At 70.4% G+C, this 19,820-nt stretch carries 18 protein-coding genes; 10 read left to right on the forward strand and 8 right to left on the reverse strand.

The features are described 5' to 3' along the window. Nucleotides 1-224: 224 nt before the first annotated feature. Both ACLQ2R_RS07830 and bla read left to right on the forward strand, forming a co-directional pair. Nucleotides 225-1,304, forward strand: a complete 1,080-nt coding sequence (locus tag ACLQ2R_RS07830) for a hypothetical protein (protein WP_425958675.1) — start codon at nt 225-227, stop codon at nt 1,302-1,304. A gap of 72 nt (nt 1,305-1,376) precedes the next feature. Further along, the gene (gene bla, locus ACLQ2R_RS07835; protein WP_425958676.1) at nt 1,377-2,387 is read left to right on the forward strand and encodes a class A beta-lactamase; all 1,011 of its coding nucleotides are present in this window, start codon (nt 1,377-1,379) and stop codon (nt 2,385-2,387) included. Between the two features lie 53 nt (nt 2,388-2,440). Here the strand turns inward: bla and ACLQ2R_RS07840 are convergent, their stop codons facing one another. Both ACLQ2R_RS07840 and ACLQ2R_RS07845 read right to left on the reverse strand, forming a co-directional pair. After that, on the reverse strand, nt 2,441-3,037 hold the full coding sequence (locus ACLQ2R_RS07840) for a GNAT family N-acetyltransferase (RefSeq protein WP_425958677.1): 597 nt from the start codon (nt 3,035-3,037) through the stop codon (nt 2,441-2,443). Between the two features lie 135 nt (nt 3,038-3,172). Further along, on the reverse strand, nt 3,173-3,550 hold the full coding sequence (locus tag ACLQ2R_RS07845) for a hypothetical protein (RefSeq protein ID WP_425958678.1): 378 nt from the start codon (nt 3,548-3,550) through the stop codon (nt 3,173-3,175). 457 nt (nt 3,551-4,007) lie between these two features. On the opposite strand from ACLQ2R_RS07845, the gene ACLQ2R_RS07850 reads away from it, so the two are divergent. Further along, nucleotides 4,008-6,641: a hypothetical protein gene (locus tag ACLQ2R_RS07850; RefSeq protein WP_425958680.1), complete on the forward strand. Its 2,634-nt coding sequence runs from the start codon at nt 4,008-4,010 to the stop codon at nt 6,639-6,641. 136 nt (nt 6,642-6,777) lie between these two features. Here ACLQ2R_RS07850 and ACLQ2R_RS07855 read toward each other — a convergent pair whose 3' ends face one another. After that, nucleotides 6,778-7,242, reverse strand: a complete 465-nt coding sequence (locus tag ACLQ2R_RS07855) for an NUDIX domain-containing protein (protein WP_425958681.1) — start codon at nt 7,240-7,242, stop codon at nt 6,778-6,780. A gap of 243 nt (nt 7,243-7,485) precedes the next feature. On the opposite strand from ACLQ2R_RS07855, the gene ACLQ2R_RS07860 reads away from it, so the two are divergent. Continuing rightward, complete coding sequence (locus ACLQ2R_RS07860; RefSeq protein ID WP_425958682.1) at nt 7,486-8,268, forward strand: hypothetical protein; 783 nt, start codon at nt 7,486-7,488, stop codon at nt 8,266-8,268. Between the two features lie 39 nt (nt 8,269-8,307). Here ACLQ2R_RS07860 and ACLQ2R_RS07865 read toward each other — a convergent pair whose 3' ends face one another. The 3 genes from ACLQ2R_RS07865 to ACLQ2R_RS07875 are packed head-to-tail and all read right to left on the reverse strand — an operon-like array spanning nt 8,308 to nt 9,574. Further along, nucleotides 8,308-8,514, reverse strand: a complete 207-nt coding sequence (locus ACLQ2R_RS07865) for a DUF397 domain-containing protein (RefSeq protein ID WP_425958683.1) — start codon at nt 8,512-8,514, stop codon at nt 8,308-8,310. Between the two features lie 35 nt (nt 8,515-8,549). Then, a complete protein-coding gene (locus ACLQ2R_RS07870) occupies nt 8,550-8,756 on the reverse strand; it encodes a DUF397 domain-containing protein (RefSeq protein ID WP_425958684.1) in 207 nt (68 codons plus the stop codon). After that, a complete protein-coding gene (locus ACLQ2R_RS07875) occupies nt 8,747-9,574 on the reverse strand; it encodes a helix-turn-helix domain-containing protein (RefSeq protein WP_425958685.1) in 828 nt (275 codons plus the stop codon). Before ACLQ2R_RS07875 ends, ACLQ2R_RS07870 begins: the two co-directional genes overlap by 10 nt. Before the next feature lie 221 nt (nt 9,575-9,795). Between ACLQ2R_RS07875 and ACLQ2R_RS07880 the strand changes: the two genes are divergently transcribed. Continuing rightward, complete coding sequence (locus ACLQ2R_RS07880) at nt 9,796-10,140, forward strand: hypothetical protein (protein WP_425958686.1); 345 nt, start codon at nt 9,796-9,798, stop codon at nt 10,138-10,140. A gap of 98 nt (nt 10,141-10,238) precedes the next feature. After that, nucleotides 10,239-10,598 (forward strand): ATP-binding protein, encoded by a 360-nt coding sequence (locus ACLQ2R_RS07885; protein ID WP_425958687.1) that lies wholly within the window; start codon nt 10,239-10,241, stop codon nt 10,596-10,598. A 48-nt stretch (nt 10,599-10,646) separates the two neighbouring features. On the opposite strand, the gene ACLQ2R_RS07890 is transcribed toward ACLQ2R_RS07885, so the two are convergent. Continuing rightward, entirely contained in the window at nt 10,647-11,231 is a 585-nt protein-coding gene (locus tag ACLQ2R_RS07890) for a hypothetical protein (RefSeq protein WP_425958688.1), read from the reverse strand. A 239-nt stretch (nt 11,232-11,470) separates the two neighbouring features. On the opposite strand from ACLQ2R_RS07890, the gene ACLQ2R_RS07895 reads away from it, so the two are divergent. The 4 genes from ACLQ2R_RS07895 to ACLQ2R_RS07910 all read left to right on the forward strand — a co-directional run bounded on the left by ACLQ2R_RS07895 (nt 11,471) and on the right by ACLQ2R_RS07910 (nt 17,132). Next, on the forward strand, nt 11,471-12,757 hold the full coding sequence (locus ACLQ2R_RS07895) for a hydroxyacid-oxoacid transhydrogenase (protein WP_425958689.1): 1,287 nt from the start codon (nt 11,471-11,473) through the stop codon (nt 12,755-12,757). Nucleotides 12,758-13,014: 257 nt separating this feature from the next. Further along, nucleotides 13,015-13,431, forward strand: coding sequence for a hypothetical protein (locus ACLQ2R_RS07900; protein ID WP_425958690.1), 417 nt, complete (start codon nt 13,015-13,017; stop codon nt 13,429-13,431). A 289-nt stretch (nt 13,432-13,720) separates the two neighbouring features. Further along, entirely contained in the window at nt 13,721-15,319 is a 1,599-nt protein-coding gene (locus tag ACLQ2R_RS07905) for a S1 family peptidase (RefSeq protein ID WP_425958691.1), read from the forward strand. A gap of 196 nt (nt 15,320-15,515) precedes the next feature. Further along, on the forward strand, nt 15,516-17,132 hold the full coding sequence (locus ACLQ2R_RS07910) for a S1 family peptidase (protein ID WP_425958692.1): 1,617 nt from the start codon (nt 15,516-15,518) through the stop codon (nt 17,130-17,132). A gap of 72 nt (nt 17,133-17,204) precedes the next feature. On the opposite strand, the gene ACLQ2R_RS07915 is transcribed toward ACLQ2R_RS07910, so the two are convergent. Further along, the gene (locus ACLQ2R_RS07915) at nt 17,205-19,511 is read right to left on the reverse strand and encodes a catalase (RefSeq protein ID WP_425958693.1); all 2,307 of its coding nucleotides are present in this window, start codon (nt 19,509-19,511) and stop codon (nt 17,205-17,207) included. Nucleotides 19,512-19,820 lie beyond the last annotated feature (309 nt).

Consider the following 19,820-nt stretch of genomic DNA (forward strand, 5'->3'; position numbering starts at 1 on the left):
CCCGAGCCGGATCCGCCACGTACGAAAAACCGGGCCTCACGGTGGTGCCGGTCGCGCGTGGGGCGGGGGGGCGGGGCCTGAGCGGCCGCGGCTCACCACCCCCCCCCCCGCGGAGCACCGCGGAGCCGTGGCCGCGTCGCCCGGGCGCGAACCGGCGCCCCCCCCCGCCCGCCCGGGTCGAGGCTGCCAGGAACCCGGGTGGCGCCCCGCGCGTCCTAAAGATCATGAATCACGCGCGGTTCCTCCGGTCGATCGCCGTCCTGGTGCTCTCCGTCGTCGTGGCCGGTGCGCTCCCCGCGTGCACGGCCACCGTCGTCGACCGCCGGCCGCCGATCCCGTCCCGGCCCGCCACGCTGCCGGAACCTCCCACGTCGCCTCCCGCCGCCGAGGTGTGGCCCAAGGCCGTCTTCACCCTTCCCACGCGGCTCGGGAAGGGGCTCGACGTCGATCCGGTCGCCATGCTGAGCGAGCACGAGGCGCTCATGGTCACCACGTTCGCGATGCGTCTCCGGTTCCTGGCGTACGACCGACGGACGCAACGGCATCGGGTGCTGGCCACGGCTCCCGCGTGGAGCGAGTGTGACCTGTGCTTCGAGATCCGGAGCGTGGCCGTGGGCGAGAAACAGATCGTCTGGACCGCCGGCGTCTACCGTTCCGAACGCTGGAACCAGGGCCTGCGACACGTCGAGCTGTGGAGCATGCCGAGGTCGGGCGGACGGATGAAACTGATGACCTGGCTGACCGGCCACTATGACGCGTTCCCTCTGCAGGACACGCTGACCGTCGACGGCGATCAGGTCACCTGGCGGGGCGAGGGCGCCTCCTACCGAATCCCCCTCTCCGGCGGAAAGCCACAGAGGATCGACGAGACCCCGGCCCCGCCCGTACGACTGCCCGATACGGATACACGATCCATGATGTGCGGCGTGGAATGGTGCGTGAGCCAGCTGATGCCGGACGTCCACGAACTGACCACGGTGGTCATCCAACGCAGGGACGGTTCGGGTCGCACCACAGTTCCCGCTTCGATGAACAGCCCCCTGATCCACGACAGATTCGGGCTCTTTTCTCCGCCGTACGTGGAGGGGGATGTCGTCAGGCGCGCGGGCTCGTCGGCGCTCCTGTACGACCGATGCACCGCCACGACGGCACGAATCGGCACGAGATACGAGGTCGAAGGCTCGGAGACGGTTCAACAGGGATCACCGGGCCAAAAGCCGCCGATCCTGTTCTGGAAGGACCGGGGCGGCCGGTACGTGGTGGTGGATCTTTCGCGGATCCCCGACCGGCCCTGCCGAAGCTGAACACGCCGACACCCCCGGAGGACACCGAGTCCGCCGATCCGCTCTCCGACAGACGACACGTGAGGATTCGACATGCGGCATCCCCGCACCCGCCGGCTCGTGGCCACCCTGCCCGCCACCGCCCTGGCGATCTCCCTCCTGCCCGGCTGCGCCGTCGCCTCGGGTTCCGTCTCGGCCCCGGCTGCGACAGGGCCGGGAACGGCACCCGCACCGGCCGTGACAGGCCCGGCGACGGCACCCGCCCCGGCAACGTCGGCGGCGGTCGCGGATCCGGGACAGGCCCGGGTCAAAAAGGAGCTGCGCGGGCTGGAGAGGTCCTTCAAGGGGCGCATCGGCGCGTACGCCCTGGACACGGCGACCGGCAGGACGGTGACGTACCGGGCGGACGAACGCTTCCCGATGCTGTCCACCTTCAAGGCACCCCTCTGCGCGAGCGTGCTGCACAGGGCGCGCACCTCCGAACCCGGCCTGATGAACAGGGTCGTCAGGTGGACGGCCGCCGACATGACACCCAACTCGCCGGTCACCGAGAAGCACGTCAAGGACGGCCTGACCGTCGCCCGGCTGTGCGAGGCGGCCATGAACCAGAGCGACGGCACCGCGTCCAACCTGCTGCTCACGCTGGTCGGCGGACCCGCCGGTCTGACGAGGTACTTCCGTGGCCTGAAGGACCCGGTCTCCCGGATGGACCGCAGGCATCCCGAGCTCAACGACTGGACCCCGAAGGAGAGGCGCGACACCACCACGCCCGCGGCCATCGGCCGCGACCTGCGCCTGCTCACGGTCGGCCGGGCGTTGCACTCCGAGGACCGTGAGCGACTCGTGGCCTGGCTGCTCGCGAACACGACCGGCGACGAGCGGATCCAGGCGGGCCTTCCCCGGACCTGGACCGTCGGCGACAAGACCGGCACCAACTCCGACGGCTTCGGCGGCGGGAACGACATCGCCGTCATCTGGCCCGCCAAGGACGCGGCTCCGATCATCATGGCGATCTACACCAACCGCACCCCGGGTCTTCCCACCGACAACCCTGCCATCGCGAAGACCGCCACCGTCCTGGCCCGCGGACTCGGCAGGCTCTGAGGGCCCCGGCCGGGAACGAACCGCATCCCGGGCGGCGCGTGTCGCGGACGGACTCACCGCACCCGTGAGGGTGACACCGTTCCGCCGGGCCGCCGACGTCGCTCCCACTCGGCCCGGGTGAGTTCGTACTCGACCTCGCCGTGCTCGGAACCGTCGATCGTCTCCGGCCACTCCCCCGTGAAGCTCCGGACGTACGACAGACCGGCCTTCTCCATCACGCGCCGGGATCGCGTGTTGACGGCCATGGTGTTCGCGGTCACCCGCTCCACGCCGAGCTCCGTGAACCCCTTGCGGATCAGGGCTCGCGCTCCCTCCGTGGCATGACCGGCGCCCCAGGCAGCCCTGTTGAGGCGGTAGCCGAGTTCGACCACGCGGGGACTGTGGTCGTCCAGGGGGCGGAACTCGAACCAGCCGAGAAAGGCGCCGTTGGCCCTCTCCTCCGCGGCCCAGTAGCCGCGCGTACCGAAGCACGGATGGTCGTGGAGGAGCCGCGGCAGGGTCCTCGTCCGGATCGTCTCGCGGCTCGCCGGGCGACCCCCGTTGATGAAGCGCATCACCTCGGGGTCGTCGTCCAGTGCGAGCAGGTGGTCCGTGTCGTCCTCGGTGAACGCTCGGAGCACGAGTCGGCCGGTCTCCAGGAAGGTGCGCATGCCGGAATCCTCACCGTCGGCGTCCGGGCCCGCCACCGGATATCGGGGCGGTGAGGGACAAGGTCCGGAGCGTGACTCGTTCGGCCGGTCAACCAGCAGCGAACGAGTCACGCTCTCAGCACCCGGTGCGGGGAATCAGCAGGGCTTCATCCCTCTGACGCTCGCCCAGCCCGCGATGACGCGCGACGAGGAAACGGTCCCTCCGCCAGGAATGGTGTGACACGACCCGTCCGTGGTCCCGGCGATGTCGAGCTTGCGCTGGACCGTGGAGGCGTGGCAGTTGCGAATCGTGTAGTAGACGATCTTCAGGGGCCCGCCGGGCAGGTCACCCGTCGAGTGGGTGAGACCACACGGCACCGCGGACACCTTGGCCTGGAGCGCCACCGCCGTCCTCGTCGCGGGCGTGACGGCGGCCTTGGCGGACGCGGATGCCGTCATCGTGAGGCTGCCGGTGAGAGCCGCCGCCGCCGCGATCGAAGCCGCGGCCCATCTGACTTTCCCTGTGCTCTGCATTTCGATTCTCCTTTTTCGTTCCTGGGCGGGCGGCGTGTTCGGCGGTTTCGCCGGCGGCCGGGCGTTTCAATCACCCGGGTCGCACCGTTCGGCCGGACGCCGCCCGACCGGCTTCCCGACAAAGGAGATCATCGCTCGGCCGGAGCCGTAAAGACTTTCCGCGAAAAAACACTTAAATGCAAATGGCAACGCCTGTGACCTGGCCGTACGCAATTGTATTGCAAATGAAATCGTGTTCGCGGGCAATGGTCGGACGCTTTTCGCGGGACAAGCGGTGAGGCACTGAGACGCGATACGGTAGAGATGTAAATGTCCGGACTTGCCCATCAAGAACCAGGGAGTCGAACGAGGCATGGTCGGAACTAATCGGACATCGAGTGAGGAAGATGATGCGATCACGGAGTTCTTCGGCCGCTTCTTCGGGTACGTGGAGGAGGCGACGCGACGCTCGGAGCATGTGAAACGACGACAGGTCCACCGTGACGGCGACGGGAAGCCGTTGGACATCGACCTCGCCAAGGCGCTGAACCTGAGCCCTTCCACTGTCGGGCACTGGCGCAAGGAGCGGCATTTCCCGCGCGAGACATTGATCTCCTCCGTGCTCGTCCGAGCGGGACTGGACCTCGGGCACAGCGAGCACACCGCTTTCCTCGACGTCGCGCGCCGCGCTCGTCACGCGTGGAAAATGCGCGAAGAGGCCACCATCGGCTCAAGCAGGGCCGTGCCCGCCGAGGCCAGGGCGCACGACACCGTCAACGCCCCCATTCGCGGCACGGGCACGCGCGGCATCTCCGCGCCGATACCCGACAGAAGTGATGAAACGGTAGACATGGCACATGATATGGAGGAGGAGCTCAAACCTAGACCATCAGAGAAAAAGTCCCCGGAAATGGCGACCTTCCCCTCACCCCTCATTCAGGAACAATGTCGCCCGGATCCGGACGGCATTGCTCTTTCGGAGACGGCGACCGAGGGTGAGGATCGCGTTCGGGCGGCCAAGGCGGCCAACGCGCTGGCGAGAAAGCTGCGGGCGCAGTGGGAGGACGAGGCAGCCGATCGCGGGCTGGACAACCCGCCGCCGATCCCCCCGCGCTGGGTGAGAACCTCCCGGCCCGTCGCCAGCCGGTTGCGGGTGGCCCTGGACGATCCGCGGCGGCCCCGCTTCACGCCGCTGCCCGGCACCCGGCCGGCGACGGCACAGGCGGTCGAGGGCGGTGAACTCGCCGGGTTGTTCGACCTGTACGCGGGGCTGGGCTCCGGCCGCATCGTCGTCATGGGTCACAGCGGCACCGGCAAGAGCGCGACCGCCATCCTGTTGCTGCTGGAGGCACTGGATCACAGGGTCCGCCTGCCCCTTCCGCAGGCCATGAGCACCCCGGTTCCGGTGCTGCTGAACGCCTGCGACTGGGATCCCCGACGCCACGGTCTCGGCGACTGGTTCGCCCGGCAGCTCGCCACCGCCTACGACTTCCTCGCCTCGCCCGAGTACGGCCCGGACGCGGCGGGCGAACTGGTTCGCCACGGCATGGTCTCGCTGCTCCTGGACGGTTTCGACGAGATGGACCGGCCACGCCAGGTCCAGGCGTTGCAGCACATCAACCGGCAGCGCCGTTCCTTCCGGCTGCTGGTGCTGGCCCGCACCGACGACTTCACCACCGCCGTACAGGCCCAGACCAGGCCGCTGCACGGCGCCGCGGCGGTGGAACTCCTGCCGGTCACGGGCGAGCAGGCGATCAGATACCTGCAGGACCACCGGCCGGACCCGCCCGCCCGTGACGATCCCATGAACCAGCTGATCGACCGTCTCCGGCGGCACCCCGACGACCCGGTCAGCCGGGCACTGGACACGCCGCTGACCCTCACCCTCCTGCGCGAGGACCCGCACGCCGCCGCCGGCCTGCTCCAGCCGGGCCGCTTCACCACGCGCGAGCAGGCCGAGGACCACCTGCTCGACCGCGTCGTGCTCACCGCCTACCCGCCACACCGCTCCGGCCCTTCGGCGGAGCAGGCTCGCGAGTGGCTCGGCTTTCTGGCCACCCGGATGGGCCGCGGCGACCTGGCATGGTGGCGGATGCACCACTGGGCCCCGATGTGGGAGCGCTGCCTGATCAACGCCCTCGCCGGAACGCTGTTGATGAGCGGGATCAGCGCCGTGGTGTTCGGCCCGATCGGGCGGTACACGGTCGCCGGTAATACCGGAACGGCGTTCGGCGTGTGGTACGGCGCCCTCATGGGCGGGTGTTTCGGGTTACTGGCCGGCCTGGTCTCCGAACTGCGCGATCCCCGTTCCGACTGGACGGACAGGCTCTGCGCCGCCTTCGGCAGACGGCCCGCCCGACTGCTGCGCCGGCGGCCGCGCCCGGCGTTCAACACCGCGGTCGGACTGGCGATCTTCATGGTGGTGACCATGGCCGTGGGCAACCAGAGCGCCTACTCCTGCGGCCTGTTCGCCGGGGTCGTCGCGGCTGCCGCCGCCGGGCACGCGGCCACCCGCGTCCGCCCCACGTCCAGCACCGGCTCCTGGTGGAGCAGGATGCGTCCGGGCGGCGTCGATCTGCTGGCCGCCGCGACCATCGGGGGGCCGATCGGGCTGGCCTACGGTGTGAGCAAGACGCCGCCGCACGGAACGTTCGCCGGGCTGATCGCCGCCTTCGGGTTCGGTCTCATGGTCAGCGTGGCCCGCCCGATCGCCGACATCGACACCCCGCCCACTCCCGGCAGGCGTTGGCGCCTGGACCGCCGGCGCGCTCTGCTGGTGGCCTGCAGCGCCGCGATCCCCATCGGTCTGGCGCTGGGCTTCCAGAACGGCCGCACCCACGGCCTACCGGCTGGGATCGTCACCGCCGCCGGGTTCGGCATCATGATCGCCCTCGGTTCCGTCGCGGCGATCTCCGACATCTGGCGCACCGGCCTGCTCTTCGCCCAGCTCCGGATGCGGAGGCTGTTTCCCCTGCGCGGGATGCGGTTCCTCGAGGACGCCCGCCGACGTCATGTGCTGCGCACCGCCGGAGCCAGGTACCAGTTCAAACACGACCGGCTCCGAGCCACCCTCGCCGACGACCGTCCACGTTCCGACCTGCCGCCGCACTGAAAGGGTGACTCGCGGGAACGACGTGACCTTTCTCGGCCCGCCGGGCACCGGCAAGGCCCGCTTGGCGGCCGGTCCGGCGATCCGTGCCTGCCGAGCCGGGCATCGGGTGAGTGGAGGGCCGCATCCGGGAGGTGAACTACAACCGTTCACGGTGGATGAGGAGGCGGTGCGACTCCTGGAGGCCTTCCGGCAGGTCGTCCGGCCTGAACCATCGCGCTTCCAGGATCTCGAAGTCGTCGATCTCGATCGTGCCGCCGGCGAACTCGGCCTCGTAGGCCACCTCCACGCGCAACCTGTAACCGCTCCTCAGATGGGCGATCTCTCCGACGCGCACCGTCAGCCCGGTCTCCTCCAGGACTTCACGACGGACCGTGTCCTCGAAGGTCTCCGACATGTTGGCGTATCCGGTCGGAAGCCCCCACTGCCTGCCTTCCGGCCAGAAACGATGCCTTAGAAGCAGGACTTTGCCGTCCTCGTCGCGCACTATCCCGGTCACTCCGACCATGAACTTGGCGTTGCGGAACCACAGGACGCGCCACTGGAGCGAGCCGCCGACGAGTCTCCAGAGCCGGGCGATCATGTTCTTCACGGTGAGTCCCATCCCACGGACCGACGGCTGTCTGAAGACCGGACGCTACCGGGAGATCGACGACGAGGTTCGTGATCCCGTACGGCCGATCGACGCTCACCTGGGCGGCGGCGTTCATCGCGGCCGGGAAGCAGCCGGAACACCGGCCAATGGGCACCTGTCGCGGCGGCCGGTGGGCAGGCGTACGTCCGAGATGTGGTCGTGATCAAGGTGCGGCAGGATGTCCCTCTCGTACCGGGTGAGCGAGGAACACATATGAAGCGAGTAATCGCCGGCGTCTCGATGGTCGCGGCCGTCACGGTCGGGACCGCGGCCCCTGCCCAGGCCGCTCCCGCGGACCCGGTCAAGGCGTTGAAGGGTCAGTTCGTCGCGGGCAAGGGCGTGAAGTTCACCGACCTCAGCACCATGACCTCGGACGGCGAGAGCAGCCCCTACCTTCGGCGGACAGGCTCCTTCCGGTTCGGCAGGACCGGGATCGTCGCCTCGGACATCAGCTCGAAGGGCATCGAGGCGGACGGCGGCGCGGGTGCCACGAACCTGTTCGCCCCGGCGCGGACGATCCGGATCGGCACCACGACCTACTCCTCGGGCGGGTCGTACCGCGAGAAGATGCCCAAGGGCAAGAGCTGGCACAAGGAGCCGGACGGCATGACCGGCGGCGTCGGCGGCTGGTTCGGGCAGCTCGTGAACGTCGCGGAGCCGGCGACCATGACGACCCTGCTCAAGGGTGCCAGACGGGCGGGCGGCAGCTACTCCGGCAAGGTCACCTTCGGCAGGCTCGCCAAGGTCTCTCCCTGGTTCCGGGCCTCCCTGCCGCTCCGGTCGAGCGACAAGACCGTGGTGACCTTCAAGCTCACCGTGAACCGGAACGGGCTTCCGCAGCGTCTGACCACCTCCCACCCGATGACGGGCATATTCGACAGTGAGGGCTGGGAGGGCAAGACGCTCACCGTGGACACCCGCTTCACCGGCTGGGGAACGAAGGTCTCCATCAAGGCTCCGCCCACGAGCAAGGTGACCACCAAGCTGGAGGAGTAAGTCCATACCCGACGATGGTCATCGGATTTTCAAAGGCGATCAGGTCAGCCGGTCGAACCCGCCTGACTTGATGCCGCCTACGAAGGCCCGCCACTCGGCGGGGGGGAAGAGCAGCTTCGGCCCCTCGGAGTCCTTGCTGTCACGCACCGCGACGGCACCGGGCAGGTTGAGGGCGACCTCCACGCACTGCCCGCCGTTGTCTCCGGAGCATGACGCCTTCCGCCACACGGCGGCACTCAGATCCATTCGAATCTCGCTTCCTCGCTCGACGACACCCGTCGTCAGATCAACCGATCGAGAGCCCCGGCCTTGACTCCACCGACGAAAACACGCCACTCGGCGGGGGTGAAGGTCAGGTTGGGGCCGTGGGGGTCCTTGCTGTCGCGGACCGCCACAACACCGGGCAGGTTCGCGGCGACCTCGACGCACTGTCCACCATTGTCGGAGGAACGCGATGACTTCTGCCACACTGCAGCACTCAGGTCCATTCTCGCCTCACTTCTTCGATCATTTTGAGGGATACACGCTCAGGATAGGCCCACAGCCGTATCTCTTCATATCGTTTTCGGATGGAAATCACGAGTTCGTGATCGTTCGTAACGTGGCCCAGGGCCGGAGAGTCCATATGGACGGTTTCCGGTTGTCCGATCGGAAGTTCAGCGATCATAAAAGCTCCTGCCAGCCCTGCCATGCATTCCGGGTCGACGACTTGGATCGAGATGTTAGGCCGCTGAACGGCCTCCAGCAGGTGGCCGAGTTGCTCCCGCATCACTTCCGGGCCGTTGACACGACGGCGAAGAACGCCCTCGTCGATGAGAACCAGGAACATCGGAGGGTCGTCCCTGTCGAGGATCTGCTGGCGTCGCATGCGAGCCTGCACGCGCTCCTCCACCTCGTCTGGGGTGGCGCGGGGACCGTTGCTGAAAATGTGTCGCGCGTAGGACTCCGTCTGCAGGAGTCCCGGGACGAGCAGGGGGTCCCAGGAGCGGATGACGAGGGCGACGGGTTCCACCTCCTCGGCCCAGCCGATGAACCAGGCCGGGCCACCGGGGCGGGCGACGATGTGTTTGCGCAGGTCCGCGAAGTGTGTGCTGCCGCCTGAGCCGAAGAGGCGGTCCAGTTGTTCCGCGTCGTACTTCGACGGGGTGCGGCTGCCGCCCTCCAGGCGGCTCACCTGGGCCTGGGTGCAGCCGAGGCGCGCGGCCACGGAGGACTGGGAGAGCTGGGCGGCCTCGCGCAGGCGGCGCATCTCGGCGGCGAAGCGCGCGTGGGGGGTTCCCGGGTCCGGGGGGACGTCCTCGCTCATCGCATTCCTCCTGAATCAGAGAAAACGGACTTTTGTCGTTTCGGCCATTCCGGGTATCGGTATTGACAATCCCTCGCCCGTCATTCCGGGTCATCCGGCGAGATGCCGATCCGTTCCTGAATTCACCTGCCGTACGGGCAATCTAAGCACACGTCCTGTCGATTCGGCAGGGCGAGAAAGAAAGCACCCGATGGCATTGTGAGCAGGGACGGGAACGAGCGATGAACGATCGAAACGGCGTCGGGCGGGCCGGCCGGGGGCATCCTGAGGACAGGAGTGTGACGGCGGTCGAGCGGCACGAGCGGTTCGTCCGTCTGACCCGGCTCGGCTGGGATCTGCACGGCCTCGGGGTGCGTACCTCGCTCGTCCTCCCGGTGGCCGGGCAGCCGATCCTGGAGATCCACTCGACGGCCGGTACGGTGGCCCGGATCACCGTCGTCCGGCGCTACTGCGGGTGGGCGTACGTCTGGCGGCCGTGGTGGGCGCGGCTGTGGCGGCGCGGGGAGTGGGTGTGGGCGGAGGCCGACAACGCGGCCGACGTCGTCATGTCGGCGGTGACCGCGTGAGGGCGGAGGGGGAACCGCCCGGAGAAGAAGCCGGGGACCGGAGAACGTGCCGCGCGGACGGGTCGTACAGCGCGTGGCGGAAGGTGTTTCCCGGCCGGGTGGCGGCCGTGCCTGAGGTGCGGGCCTGGGCACGCGGCCTGCTGACCGGGCGGATCGCGGCCGGGGTGCTCGACGACGTGCTGCTCCTGCTGAGCGAACTGGCCACGAACGCGGTGACCCACTCCGACTCCGGGCGTACGACGGACGGGAGGATGACGGTGTACGTGGCCCGCCTTTCCGGGGCGGTCCACGTGGAGGTCGCCGACGACGGGTCGGACGCGAGCGCGCCCGCCGTGCGCGTTCCGGGGACGGACGACGACGGCGGGCGGGGGTTGTGGCTGGTGGAGGCGGTCGCGGCCGGGTGGGGGTCGTACCGCGACGAGAGTGGCGGGTCGGTCTGGTTCCGCGTGGCGGGGTAGCGCGCCGCAGGTCGGCGGGCCTGGGCGGCGTTCTCCGAGACGCGCGGGTCAGCGGGTCCAGACGGCGTTCTTCAGGATCCTGTCCAGGCCCGGGGTCGCCCACTTGTCGATGACGAGGATCTTCGACGTCGGCAGGTACCACTCGCGCTGTTTGAACGTCGACTTCTGCTCGCCGCCGCTGTACGTGACGCACCGGCCCGGCCACACCCGGTAGTGCGCCCTGTGCGCGGCGCCGATGTCGCGGTGGCCGACCGCGATCGCCTTGCCGATGACGTGACCGTACCGGGGGTTCGTCGGGCAGGGCGGCACGTCGCTCGCCGGGAAGAACGGCCCGTTGACGGGGTTGTAGCGCACTCCGCCCTCTCCCCCGGTCCTCAGCGCCGCCGGTCCCATGACCCAGAAGCTGTCGCATCGGGACTGGAAGAAACCGGTGCCGGGGCGTGCGCAGGCTCCGGTCACGACCTGGACCCTGTCGGCGGTCCCGTACACCCGCCAGGAGGCCGGGATCTCCAGGGTCAGGCCGCCGCGCAGGCGCAGCAGCGCGGTGGCGGAGGTGGCGGACGCGGGGAGCTGGGCCGACAGCACGACGGCCCCGGCGACGACGGCGGCCAGCGTGATCGTTCTTCTCTTCATGACGGCGATGCTATTGATCGCGACTTGCGGTTGGTTTGCGTTCTTCTTGCCGTCGTCCGGAAGCGCTCGCCGTTATCCGGAAGTCCTCGTCCGGAAGCCGGAGTCGGTGGGAGGAAGCCGGAGTCGGTGGGAGGAAAGGCACGAAGTACTCTCACTGGCGTGGGCGGCGTCCGACGGTCACCGTCTCCGGCATCGACATCGGCACAGGCATCCGGCAGGGCCGGCGAGAGGAGCCGGGCGTGTTCACCGCTCCGGGCAATCCCGAGTCCGTCTTCACCTACGGCGCCCCCGCCCTGAAGTTCGGGCCCGGCGCCTCGGCCGAGATCGGCTTCGATCTCGGGCAGTACGGCGTCCGCCGCGTCCTCGTCGTCACCGACCCCGGGGTGGCCGCGACCGGGGCCCCCGCCCGGATCGCCGAACAGCTCGGGGAGTTCGGCATGGAGGCGTCGGTGTACGACGGCGTGCGCGTCGAGCCGACGGACGAGAGCCTGCTCGCGGCCGTCGAGCACGCCCGCGCCTCGGGTCCCTGGGACGCGTTCGTCGCCGTCGGGGGCGGGTCGAGCATCGACACGGCCAAGGCGGTCAACCTGCTCGTCACCAATCCCGGCGAGCTGATGGACTACGTCAACGCCCCGGTGGGCGGCGGCCTGGCTCCCACCCGGCCGCTCATGCCGCTGGTGGCGGTGCCCACGACCACCGGCACCGGCGCGGAGAGCACCACGATCTGCGTACTCGACGTGCTGGAGTTGAAGGTCAAGACGGGGATCAGCCACGCCCGGCTCCGGCCGGTGCTGGCGGTCGTCGACCCCGACCTGACGATGTCCCAGCCTCCCGAGGTCACCGCGGCCTCCGGGATGGACATCCTCTGCCACGCCCTGGAGAGCTACACGGCCCGGCCCTACACCTCCTACGAGCGCAAGCGTCCCGAGGAGCGGGTGCCGTACTGCGGTTCGAACCCGGTGGCCGACATGTGGTCCGAGCGTGCCCTGCAGTTGCTCGCCGACTCCTTCAGGACCGCCGTACGCGACGGGGAGGACGTCGGCGCACGAGCGCGGATGGCGCTGGCGGCGACGTTCGCCGGACTGGGGTTCGGCAACGCGGGCGTGCACATCCCGCACGCCAACGCCTACCCGATCGCCGGGCGCGTCAGGGATTTCCGTCCCGGCGGCTACCCGGCGGGAGAGCCGATGGTGCCGCACGGCATGGCCGTGGCGCTGACCGCCCCGGAGGCGTTCAGGTTCACCTTCGAGGCGCAGCCGGAACGGCACCTGCGCGCGGCGGAGCTGCTCGACCCGTCGGCCGTCAGGCCGGACGACCCGGCCGAGTTCCTGCCGGGCGTGCTGACGCGGCTGATGCGGGACATCGGCCTGCCCAACGGTGTCGGCGGTGTCGGCTACGGCGAGGCGGACGTCCCGGCGCTGGCCGAGGGGGCGATGAGGCAGCAGCGGCTGCTGGCCACCGCGCCCCGGCCGGTCACCGAGGAGGACGTCACCGGGATCCTGCGACGTTCCATCCGCCTCTGGTAGAGGCCGGGAGGCGGCCGTGGCCGGTGCGCCGCCCTCGCCCCACGGCACTGGATATACGACAAATGCCGAAAAATATAGAAATAGGGGGAGACGTCCCTGGAAAAAAGAACGGCGCCGTCGGAAGGTGGGGTTCAAGGCGGCCTTTGTGGTTTCCGCCGGGTTCATCAGGTTCCATGCCGACGTACGACCCCCACGACGTCCGGGCGGCGACACGGTCGCCGGGCCGCGACGCGCGGAGGAACGACGAAAGGAAGATCATGGTCCAGACCACCGCCGCCCTGCTGGTGCTCGCCTCCCTCCTGTCCGGCGCGACGGCGACCGGTGGCGCGCCGCAGGCGTCCCCGGAGCGGGTACAGGTGAGCACGCAGGCGTCCCCGGAGCGGGTGCGGGTGAGCACGCAGGCGGCCGCTCCGAACCTGCGCGCCTGCTACGACGGGAACTGCAGGCTCACCATCACGAAGACCGCGAGGTTCCGGGTCCACCCGAAGTTCGGCATCACCCGGATGTCGATCTCCTTCACCTCGACCCGCATACGGGTGAGGGGCACCGCGGCCGGCTCGTTCTCGCAGTCGGTGTTCGGTGCCAACGGCACGGGCACGGTCAACGGCATCAAGGTGCGGGTGGTGTCGCTCTCCGGGAGCAAGGCCGTCCTGAGGCTCTCCACGAAGCGCTGACCATACCGGCGGGACGCGCGGCTCTCCCCGATGCGCCGGCCACGTCGCCGTGACGTGCGCCTCCCCCGGTGCCGGCCACGTCGGCGTGACCTGCGTCTCCCCCGGTGCCGGCCACGTCGCCGTGACCTGCGCTTCTCCCGGCGCCGACCGCGTCGGCGTGGCGTGCCGCTTCCACCGCCCCAGCCGGGGACGGCTGATTTAGGGTGGTGACGCCCGCATCGCGTCCCCGCCGGTGGTACCCGGCGATCTCCCCTCGAACGCTTCGGCGGTCGAGATCGAGGAGAGACCCATGTCCCGCAACCACGCCGCCGCCCTGGGATGCTTTCTGGCGATCACCGCGCTCGCGCCGGGCGTCGTTCCCGGCGACGCGGCCCCCCTGCCGGACACCCCGGCGCCCGCCACCGCCGACGCGGACCTCCACCGTGCTCCAGCCGGCCCGGTGCGGGCCCTCTCCTCCCCGGCGGACGTGACGGCCGGGCCGCCCGCGAAGTTCGTGGCGCCTCCGGGCATGGTGGAGGCCCTCCGGCGGGACCTGAACCTGACCCAGGCGCAGGCCGAGGAACGGCTGCTCAACGAGGCCCGTCTGGGGCCGATCGCGGAGAAGATGCGGTCGCAGCTCGGTGACAGCTTCGGCGGCTCCTGGCTGCGAGCCAAGGACGCGAGCATCCTGGTCGTGTCGAGCACCAGGCCGGCCGACATTCCCGTGATCGTCGCCGCCGGAGCGCAGGCCGAGGTCGTCCCCCGGTCGCTGACGGAACTGACCGACATCAAGAAGCAGCTCGACGCCACCCTGCCACCGAAGCCGCTGGTCTCCAGCGTGCGCTACGTCGACGTCAAACGGAACAAGGTGGTCGTGCTGACCTCCGAGCCCCAGACCGCCGAGAACTTCGTCCAGGCCTCCGACGTGGAGAAGAGCGCGGTGGTCGTGCTGCCCTCCACCGAGGCCCCTCAGCCGCTGTACGACCTGGTCGGCGGCACCGCCTACTACATCGGTATCGCCAGCCGCTGCTCGGTCGGTTTCCCGGTCACGAAGGGGGCCCAGGCCGGCTTCGTCACCGCCGGTCACTGCGGCAAGAAGGGCGCGGCCACCAGTGGCTTCAACCGCGTCGCCCAGGGCGTCTTCCAGGAGTCCAGCTTCCCCGGTGACGACTCCGCCTGGGTGGCGGCCAACCCGGCCTGGACGGCCACCCCGGCCGTGGACAACGGCTCGGGCGCCACCCTGTCCGTCGCCGGGGCCAGGGTCGCCATCGAGGGCGCCTCGATCTGCCGCTCCGGATCCACCAGCGACTTCCACTGCGGTCTCATCCAGCAGCGCGAAGCCAGCGTCACCTACCCCCAGGGCACCGTCTACGGGCTGACCCGCACCAGCGTGTGCGCCGAGCCCGGCGACTCGGGCGGCTCGTTCATCGCCATCGACCAGGCCCAGGGCGTCACCTCAGGAGGCTCGGGCGACTGCGGCGCCGGCGGTATCACCTACTTCCAGCCGGTCGACGAGATCCTCACCACCTACGGCCTGACCCTGAAGACCGCCGATCCCGCGTCCGTCCCCTCGTCCGTCCCCCTCCCGGACCCGGACCTCTGCACCGGCTACTCCTCCATCCACAAGGGCACCCTGGCCACCGGCAAGTCCGCCTACCAGCCGAGGGGCCTGTACTACCGGGCCCTGACCGCCGGGCTCCACTCCGGCTGCCTGAACGGCCCCGCCGCCTCCGACTTCGACCTGCAACTACTGCGCTGGAACGGCCTCTCCTGGCGTGTCGTCGCCATCGCCGACGGCCCCGGCCCGAACAAGAGGATCGCCCACACCGGCACGCCGGGCCGCTACCGCTACCGGGTTACCGCCACGACCGGCTCGGGCGCCTACACCCTGGCGTTCACCGCCCCCTGACCCGCCGGCCGTGCCCCCACCGGCCGGCCCCGCCCCGGCGGGTACGTCGCCGACATTCTTCCGCGTGTCACGCGGCACCTGGGCCCTGACCTGCGACGACTGCATTAGGGTGACGATGCCCGCATCCTCCGGCCGACCGGTGACATGCGGTGATCTCCCCCTTCAGCTCCGGAAGCCGAGGTCGAGGAGAGACCGCATGTCCCGCGAACACACCGTCACCACCGGGTACGTCCTGACGATCGCCGCGCTCACCCTGGCCGCCGTCCCGGCGGTCGCCGACGTCCGTACAGCGCCCCCTCCGCCCCCGCCCGCGGCAGGGAAAGCGGTGAAACCGCCGGCCGGGCAAGAGATGAGGCCACCGGCTTCCCCGGTGGCCACGAAAGCGGCGAACCCACCGCCGGGCATGGTGAAGGCCCTCCAGCGCGACCTGAACCTGACCCAGGCCGAGGCCACGGTCAGGCTGCTCAACGAGGCCCGGCTGATCCCGGTCGCGGATCGGCTGAGCAAGGCGCTCGGACCTCGTTTCGGCGGCACGTGGCTGCGCGGGAACACCGCGCACACGCTGGTGGTGGCCACCACCAGCGTCGCCGACCTCCCCATGATCCTCAGCGCGGGCGCGCAGGCCGAGGTCGTCCCCCGGTCGCTGACGGAACTGACCGACATCAAGAAGAAACTCGACGTCACCCTGCCACCGAAGCCGCTGGTCTCCAGCGTGCGCTACGTCGACGTCAAACGGAACAAGGTGGTCGTGCTGACCTCCGCACCCCAGATCGCGGAGAACCTCGTCCAAGCCTCCGACGTGGACACGAGCGCGGTGGTCCTGCTGCCCTCCACCGAGGCCCCTCAGCCGCTGTACGACCTGGTCGGCGGCACCCCCTACTACATCGGCAGCGCCAGCCGCTGCTCGGTCGGCTTCCCCGTCACCAAGGGAGCGCAGCAGGGATTCGCCACCGCCGGCCACTGCGGCAACCAGGGGGCGGCCACCACCGGCTTCAACCGCCTGCCGCAGGGAGTCTTCCAGGGGTCGGTCTTCCCGGGCAGCGACTACGCCTGGGTGGCGACCAACGCCAACTGGACGGCCACGGCGACGGTCGACAACGGCCAGGGCGGCACGGTCCCCGTCGCCGGGGCCAGAATCGCCATCGAGGGCGCCTCGACCTGCCGGTCCGGTTCCACCACCGAATGGCACTGCGGTCTCATCCAGCAACGTGACGCGAGCATCACCTATCCCCAGGGCACCGTGCAGGAGCTGACCCGCACCAGCGTGTGCGCCGAGCCCGGCGACTCGGGCGGCTCGTTCATCGCCATCGACCAGGCCCAGGGCGTCACCTCCGGCGGCTCGGGCGACTGCACCTCGGGCGGCACCACCTACTTCCAGCCGATCGGCGAGATCCTCTCCGTCTACGGCCTGACCCTGAAGGTCACCGACGGCCGCGCCGTCCCGCCGACGACACCGCCCACACCACCGACGACCCCGCCCACGAGCCCGCCCACGACACCGACCGGCTGCACGGGGTACCCCAGCAGGGCCACCGGCACCCTGACGCCCCGGCAGTTCGCCTACTTCCCGAGGACCTACACCACGTCCAAGGCCGGCGGCGCCCACTCCGGCTGCCTGGACGGCCCCACCGGCGCGGACTTCGACCTCTACCTGCAGAAGTGGAACGGCTCCGCCTGGCAGGTGGTCGCCCTGTCCAACGGTCCCGGCCCTGACGAGAGGATCACCTACAACGGCGCCCCCGGTTTCTATCGCTACCGGGTGGTCAACGCGGGCGGCAGCGGCCCGTACGTCGTGGCCTTCAGGGCACCCTGACGCGTCCACGCCGAGGGCCCCGGCACCCGCCCGCGAAGGCGGGCGCCGGGGCCCTCGGCGTGCCGGACGGGATCAGGCGGTGCCGGCCGCGGCCGGGAAGCGGTCCCAGACCCGGTGCTCCGCGAGCAGCCGGACGACCTCCGCCAGGGCGGCCTCGCCGCCGTCGGCGACGACCACGCCGGGCGCCGCGGTGCCCACACCGGCCGCGGTGAGGGCCCGCTCGGCGTCGCCCCAGCCGCCGATCGGCTTGGCGTGGCGGAACGCCTCGCCGAGCATCAGCAGCACGCGCGGGTCGACGGGTGCCCCTGCGGGCGTGCCGCTCCCCGCCTTGGCGTCGCGGGCGCCGTAGGCGTCCCCGCCGGGCGCGGGCGTGCCGGCCAGCAGCAGCGCGTCGAACTCGACGGACCTGGCGGTGGCGAACGTACGCTGCACGGTGACGGGGGTGCCGCCGTCCACGGCGAGCGTGCCGCCCACCGGGGCGACGACCAGCGGCACCATGCCGCCGTCCAGGACGGCCTGCCGGACGGTGCGGACCGCCTCCAGGTCGCCGCCCGGGCCGACGACGATGCCGACGACCCGTCCGGTGACCGGCCAGGTCCTCCCGAGCTGGGACAGGGCCGGGCTGGGCGAGGGGGCCGGCAGCGGGCCCGCGGGCGCCGGAGCCGGCAGGCCCAGGCCCTGGGCCACCTGCTCGCACAGGTAGGGGTCGATCTCGGCGAGCACCTTCAGGGTGCGCTCCTTGATCGCCTGCTCGTAGACCTTGGCGAGCTCGAAGGTGTACGCGGCGATGACGTGCTCGCGCTCGGTCGGGGTCAGGCTCAGCCAGAACAGGCGGGGCTGGCCGAAGTGGTCGTCGAACGACGCCGGGGCCTCGCGCACCTTGCGCGCCGCGGGCACCTGGACGGGCGTCTCCGCGTACCCGCCCTCCTGCTGCCCGGCGAAGAAGGGGCAGCCGCCGTCCAGCGAGTTGGGCTTGTAGGGCGCGACCCCGGAGTGCACCGCCGTCTGGTGGTAGCCGTCGCGCAGCATGTCGTTGACCGGGGCGTGCGTCCGGTTGATCGGGATCTGCCCGAAGTTGGGACCGCCCAGCCGGGTGAGCTGGGTGTCGAGGTAGGAGAAGAGCCGCCCGGCGAGCAGCGGGTCGTCGGTGACGTCGATGCCCGGCACCAGGTGGCCGGGGTGGAAGGCGACCTGCTCGGTCTCGGCGAAGTAGTTCGTCGGGTTGGCGTTGAGGGTGAGCAGGCCGATCGGCTGGACCGGGGCCAGCTCCTCGGGGACGATCTTCGTCGGGTCCAGCAGGTCGATGCCCTCGAAGGTCTGCTCGGGGGTGTCGGGGAAGACCTGGACGCCCAGCTCCCACTGCGGGTGCGCGCCGGCCTCGATCGCGTCGGCGAGGTCGCGCCGGTGGAAGTCCGGGTCCATGCCGTTGACGATCTGCGCCTCCTCCCACACGAGCGAGTGAACCCCGGCCTTGGGCTTCCAGTGGAACTTCACCAGCGACGTCCCCCCGTCGGCGTCGACCAGCCGGAAGGTGTGGACGCCGAAGCCCTCCATCGTCCGGTACGAGCGGGGGATGCCGCGGTCGGACATGTTCCACAGCGTGTGGTGGGTGGCCTCGGTGTGCAGCGAGACGAAGTCCCAGAACGTGTCGTGCGCGCTCTGCGCCTGGGGGATCTCCCGGTCCGGGTGCGGCTTGCCCGCGTGGATGACGTCGGGGAACTTGATGGCGTCCTGGATGAAGAACACCGGGATGTTGTTGCCCACCAGGTCGAAGACGCCCTCGGAGGTGTAGAACTTCGTGGCGAACCCGCGCGTGTCGCGTACCGTGTCGGCCGAGCCGCGCGAGCCGAGCACGGTGGAGAAGCGCACGAAGACCGGCGTCTCGACACCCTCGGCGAGGAACGCGGCCCGGGTCACGGTCGAGGCGGTGCCGTACGCGCGGAAGACGCCGTGCGCGGCGGCCCCGCGGGCGTGCACGACGCGCTCGGGGATGCGCTCGTGGTCGAAGTGCATGATCTTCTCGCGCAGGTGGTGGTCCTGCAGCAGCACCGGCCCCCGGGGTCCGGCCTTGAGCGAGTGGTCGCTGTCGCGCAGCCGCAGGCCCTGGGCCGTGGTCAGGTACTCGCCGCTCTGGGAGCGCGCCGTCCGCGGCTCGTCGAGCGGCCGCCCCGTGGCGCTGAACATGTCCGGTCCGCTCTGGTCGGGCTTGGGCGGCAGGGGCGGGCGGGGCGCGGTCGGCTCCTCGAGCGACGGCGGCGCGCTGCCCGGCCGGCCGGGGATCTCCCCGGCGTGCTCGTCGCCGGCCACGGCGTCGACCACCTTGTCGATGACCTTGCCGACCGTGTCGACCGTGTCCTTCACCGGGTGGGACTTTTCCATCGTCTTATCCCCTCCGATCGCGGTGCGAGAAACCGCCACCGTGATCGAGAATCGCGTTCAGGTACGAGCAGATTCGTGCGCCGGCGGGACCGGGAGAACGGCAGGAAAGGTCACCGACCGGTGCAGCGCTACGTCCTACCCTCGATCCGGCCCTCGATTCCCCGGCGGCGCGGGCGCGGCGCGAACGGGATGCGACGCCCCTTCCGCATCGTTCTCCCCGGCCTGGCCGGGCGCGGTGCGGACGGCCGGAGACCGGCGGGAAGCCGGTGCCCGCGTGGCGCGCGGCTTTCACCGGTCCTTTCGCGATCG

Source organism: Streptosporangium sp. DT93, assembly GCF_049844535.1.
In the GTDB taxonomy this organism is placed as follows: domain Bacteria; phylum Actinomycetota; class Actinomycetes; order Streptosporangiales; family Streptosporangiaceae; genus Streptosporangium.

Coding starts and splice junctions, on each gene's coding strand:
- ACLQ2R_RS07865 (WP_425958683.1), bottom strand. CDS start 8,514: ATGGATCTGAGTGCCGCCGTGTGGCGGAAGGCGTCATGCTCCGGAGAC.
- ACLQ2R_RS07915 (WP_425958693.1), bottom strand. CDS start 19,511: ATGGAAAAGTCCCACCCGGTGAAGGACACGGTCGACACGGTCGGCAAG.
- bla (WP_425958676.1), top strand. CDS start 1,377: ATGCGGCATCCCCGCACCCGCCGGCTCGTGGCCACCCTGCCCGCCACC.
- ACLQ2R_RS07855 (WP_425958681.1), bottom strand. CDS start 7,242: ATGGGACTCACCGTGAAGAACATGATCGCCCGGCTCTGGAGACTCGTC.
- ACLQ2R_RS07900 (WP_425958690.1), top strand. CDS start 13,015: ATGGTCCAGACCACCGCCGCCCTGCTGGTGCTCGCCTCCCTCCTGTCC.
- ACLQ2R_RS07890 (WP_425958688.1), bottom strand. CDS start 11,231: ATGAAGAGAAGAACGATCACGCTGGCCGCCGTCGTCGCCGGGGCCGTC.
- ACLQ2R_RS07860 (WP_425958682.1), top strand. CDS start 7,486: ATGAAGCGAGTAATCGCCGGCGTCTCGATGGTCGCGGCCGTCACGGTC.
- ACLQ2R_RS07880 (WP_425958686.1), top strand. CDS start 9,796: ATGAACGATCGAAACGGCGTCGGGCGGGCCGGCCGGGGGCATCCTGAG.
- ACLQ2R_RS07905 (WP_425958691.1), top strand. CDS start 13,721: ATGTCCCGCAACCACGCCGCCGCCCTGGGATGCTTTCTGGCGATCACC.
- ACLQ2R_RS07840 (WP_425958677.1), bottom strand. CDS start 3,037: ATGCGCACCTTCCTGGAGACCGGCCGACTCGTGCTCCGAGCGTTCACC.
- ACLQ2R_RS07870 (WP_425958684.1), bottom strand. CDS start 8,756: ATGGACCTGAGTGCTGCAGTGTGGCAGAAGTCATCGCGTTCCTCCGAC.
- ACLQ2R_RS07845 (WP_425958678.1), bottom strand. CDS start 3,550: ATGCAGAGCACAGGGAAAGTCAGATGGGCCGCGGCTTCGATCGCGGCG.
- ACLQ2R_RS07830 (WP_425958675.1), top strand. CDS start 225: ATGAATCACGCGCGGTTCCTCCGGTCGATCGCCGTCCTGGTGCTCTCC.
- ACLQ2R_RS07875 (WP_425958685.1), bottom strand. CDS start 9,574: ATGAGCGAGGACGTCCCCCCGGACCCGGGAACCCCCCACGCGCGCTTC.
- ACLQ2R_RS07910 (WP_425958692.1), top strand. CDS start 15,516: ATGTCCCGCGAACACACCGTCACCACCGGGTACGTCCTGACGATCGCC.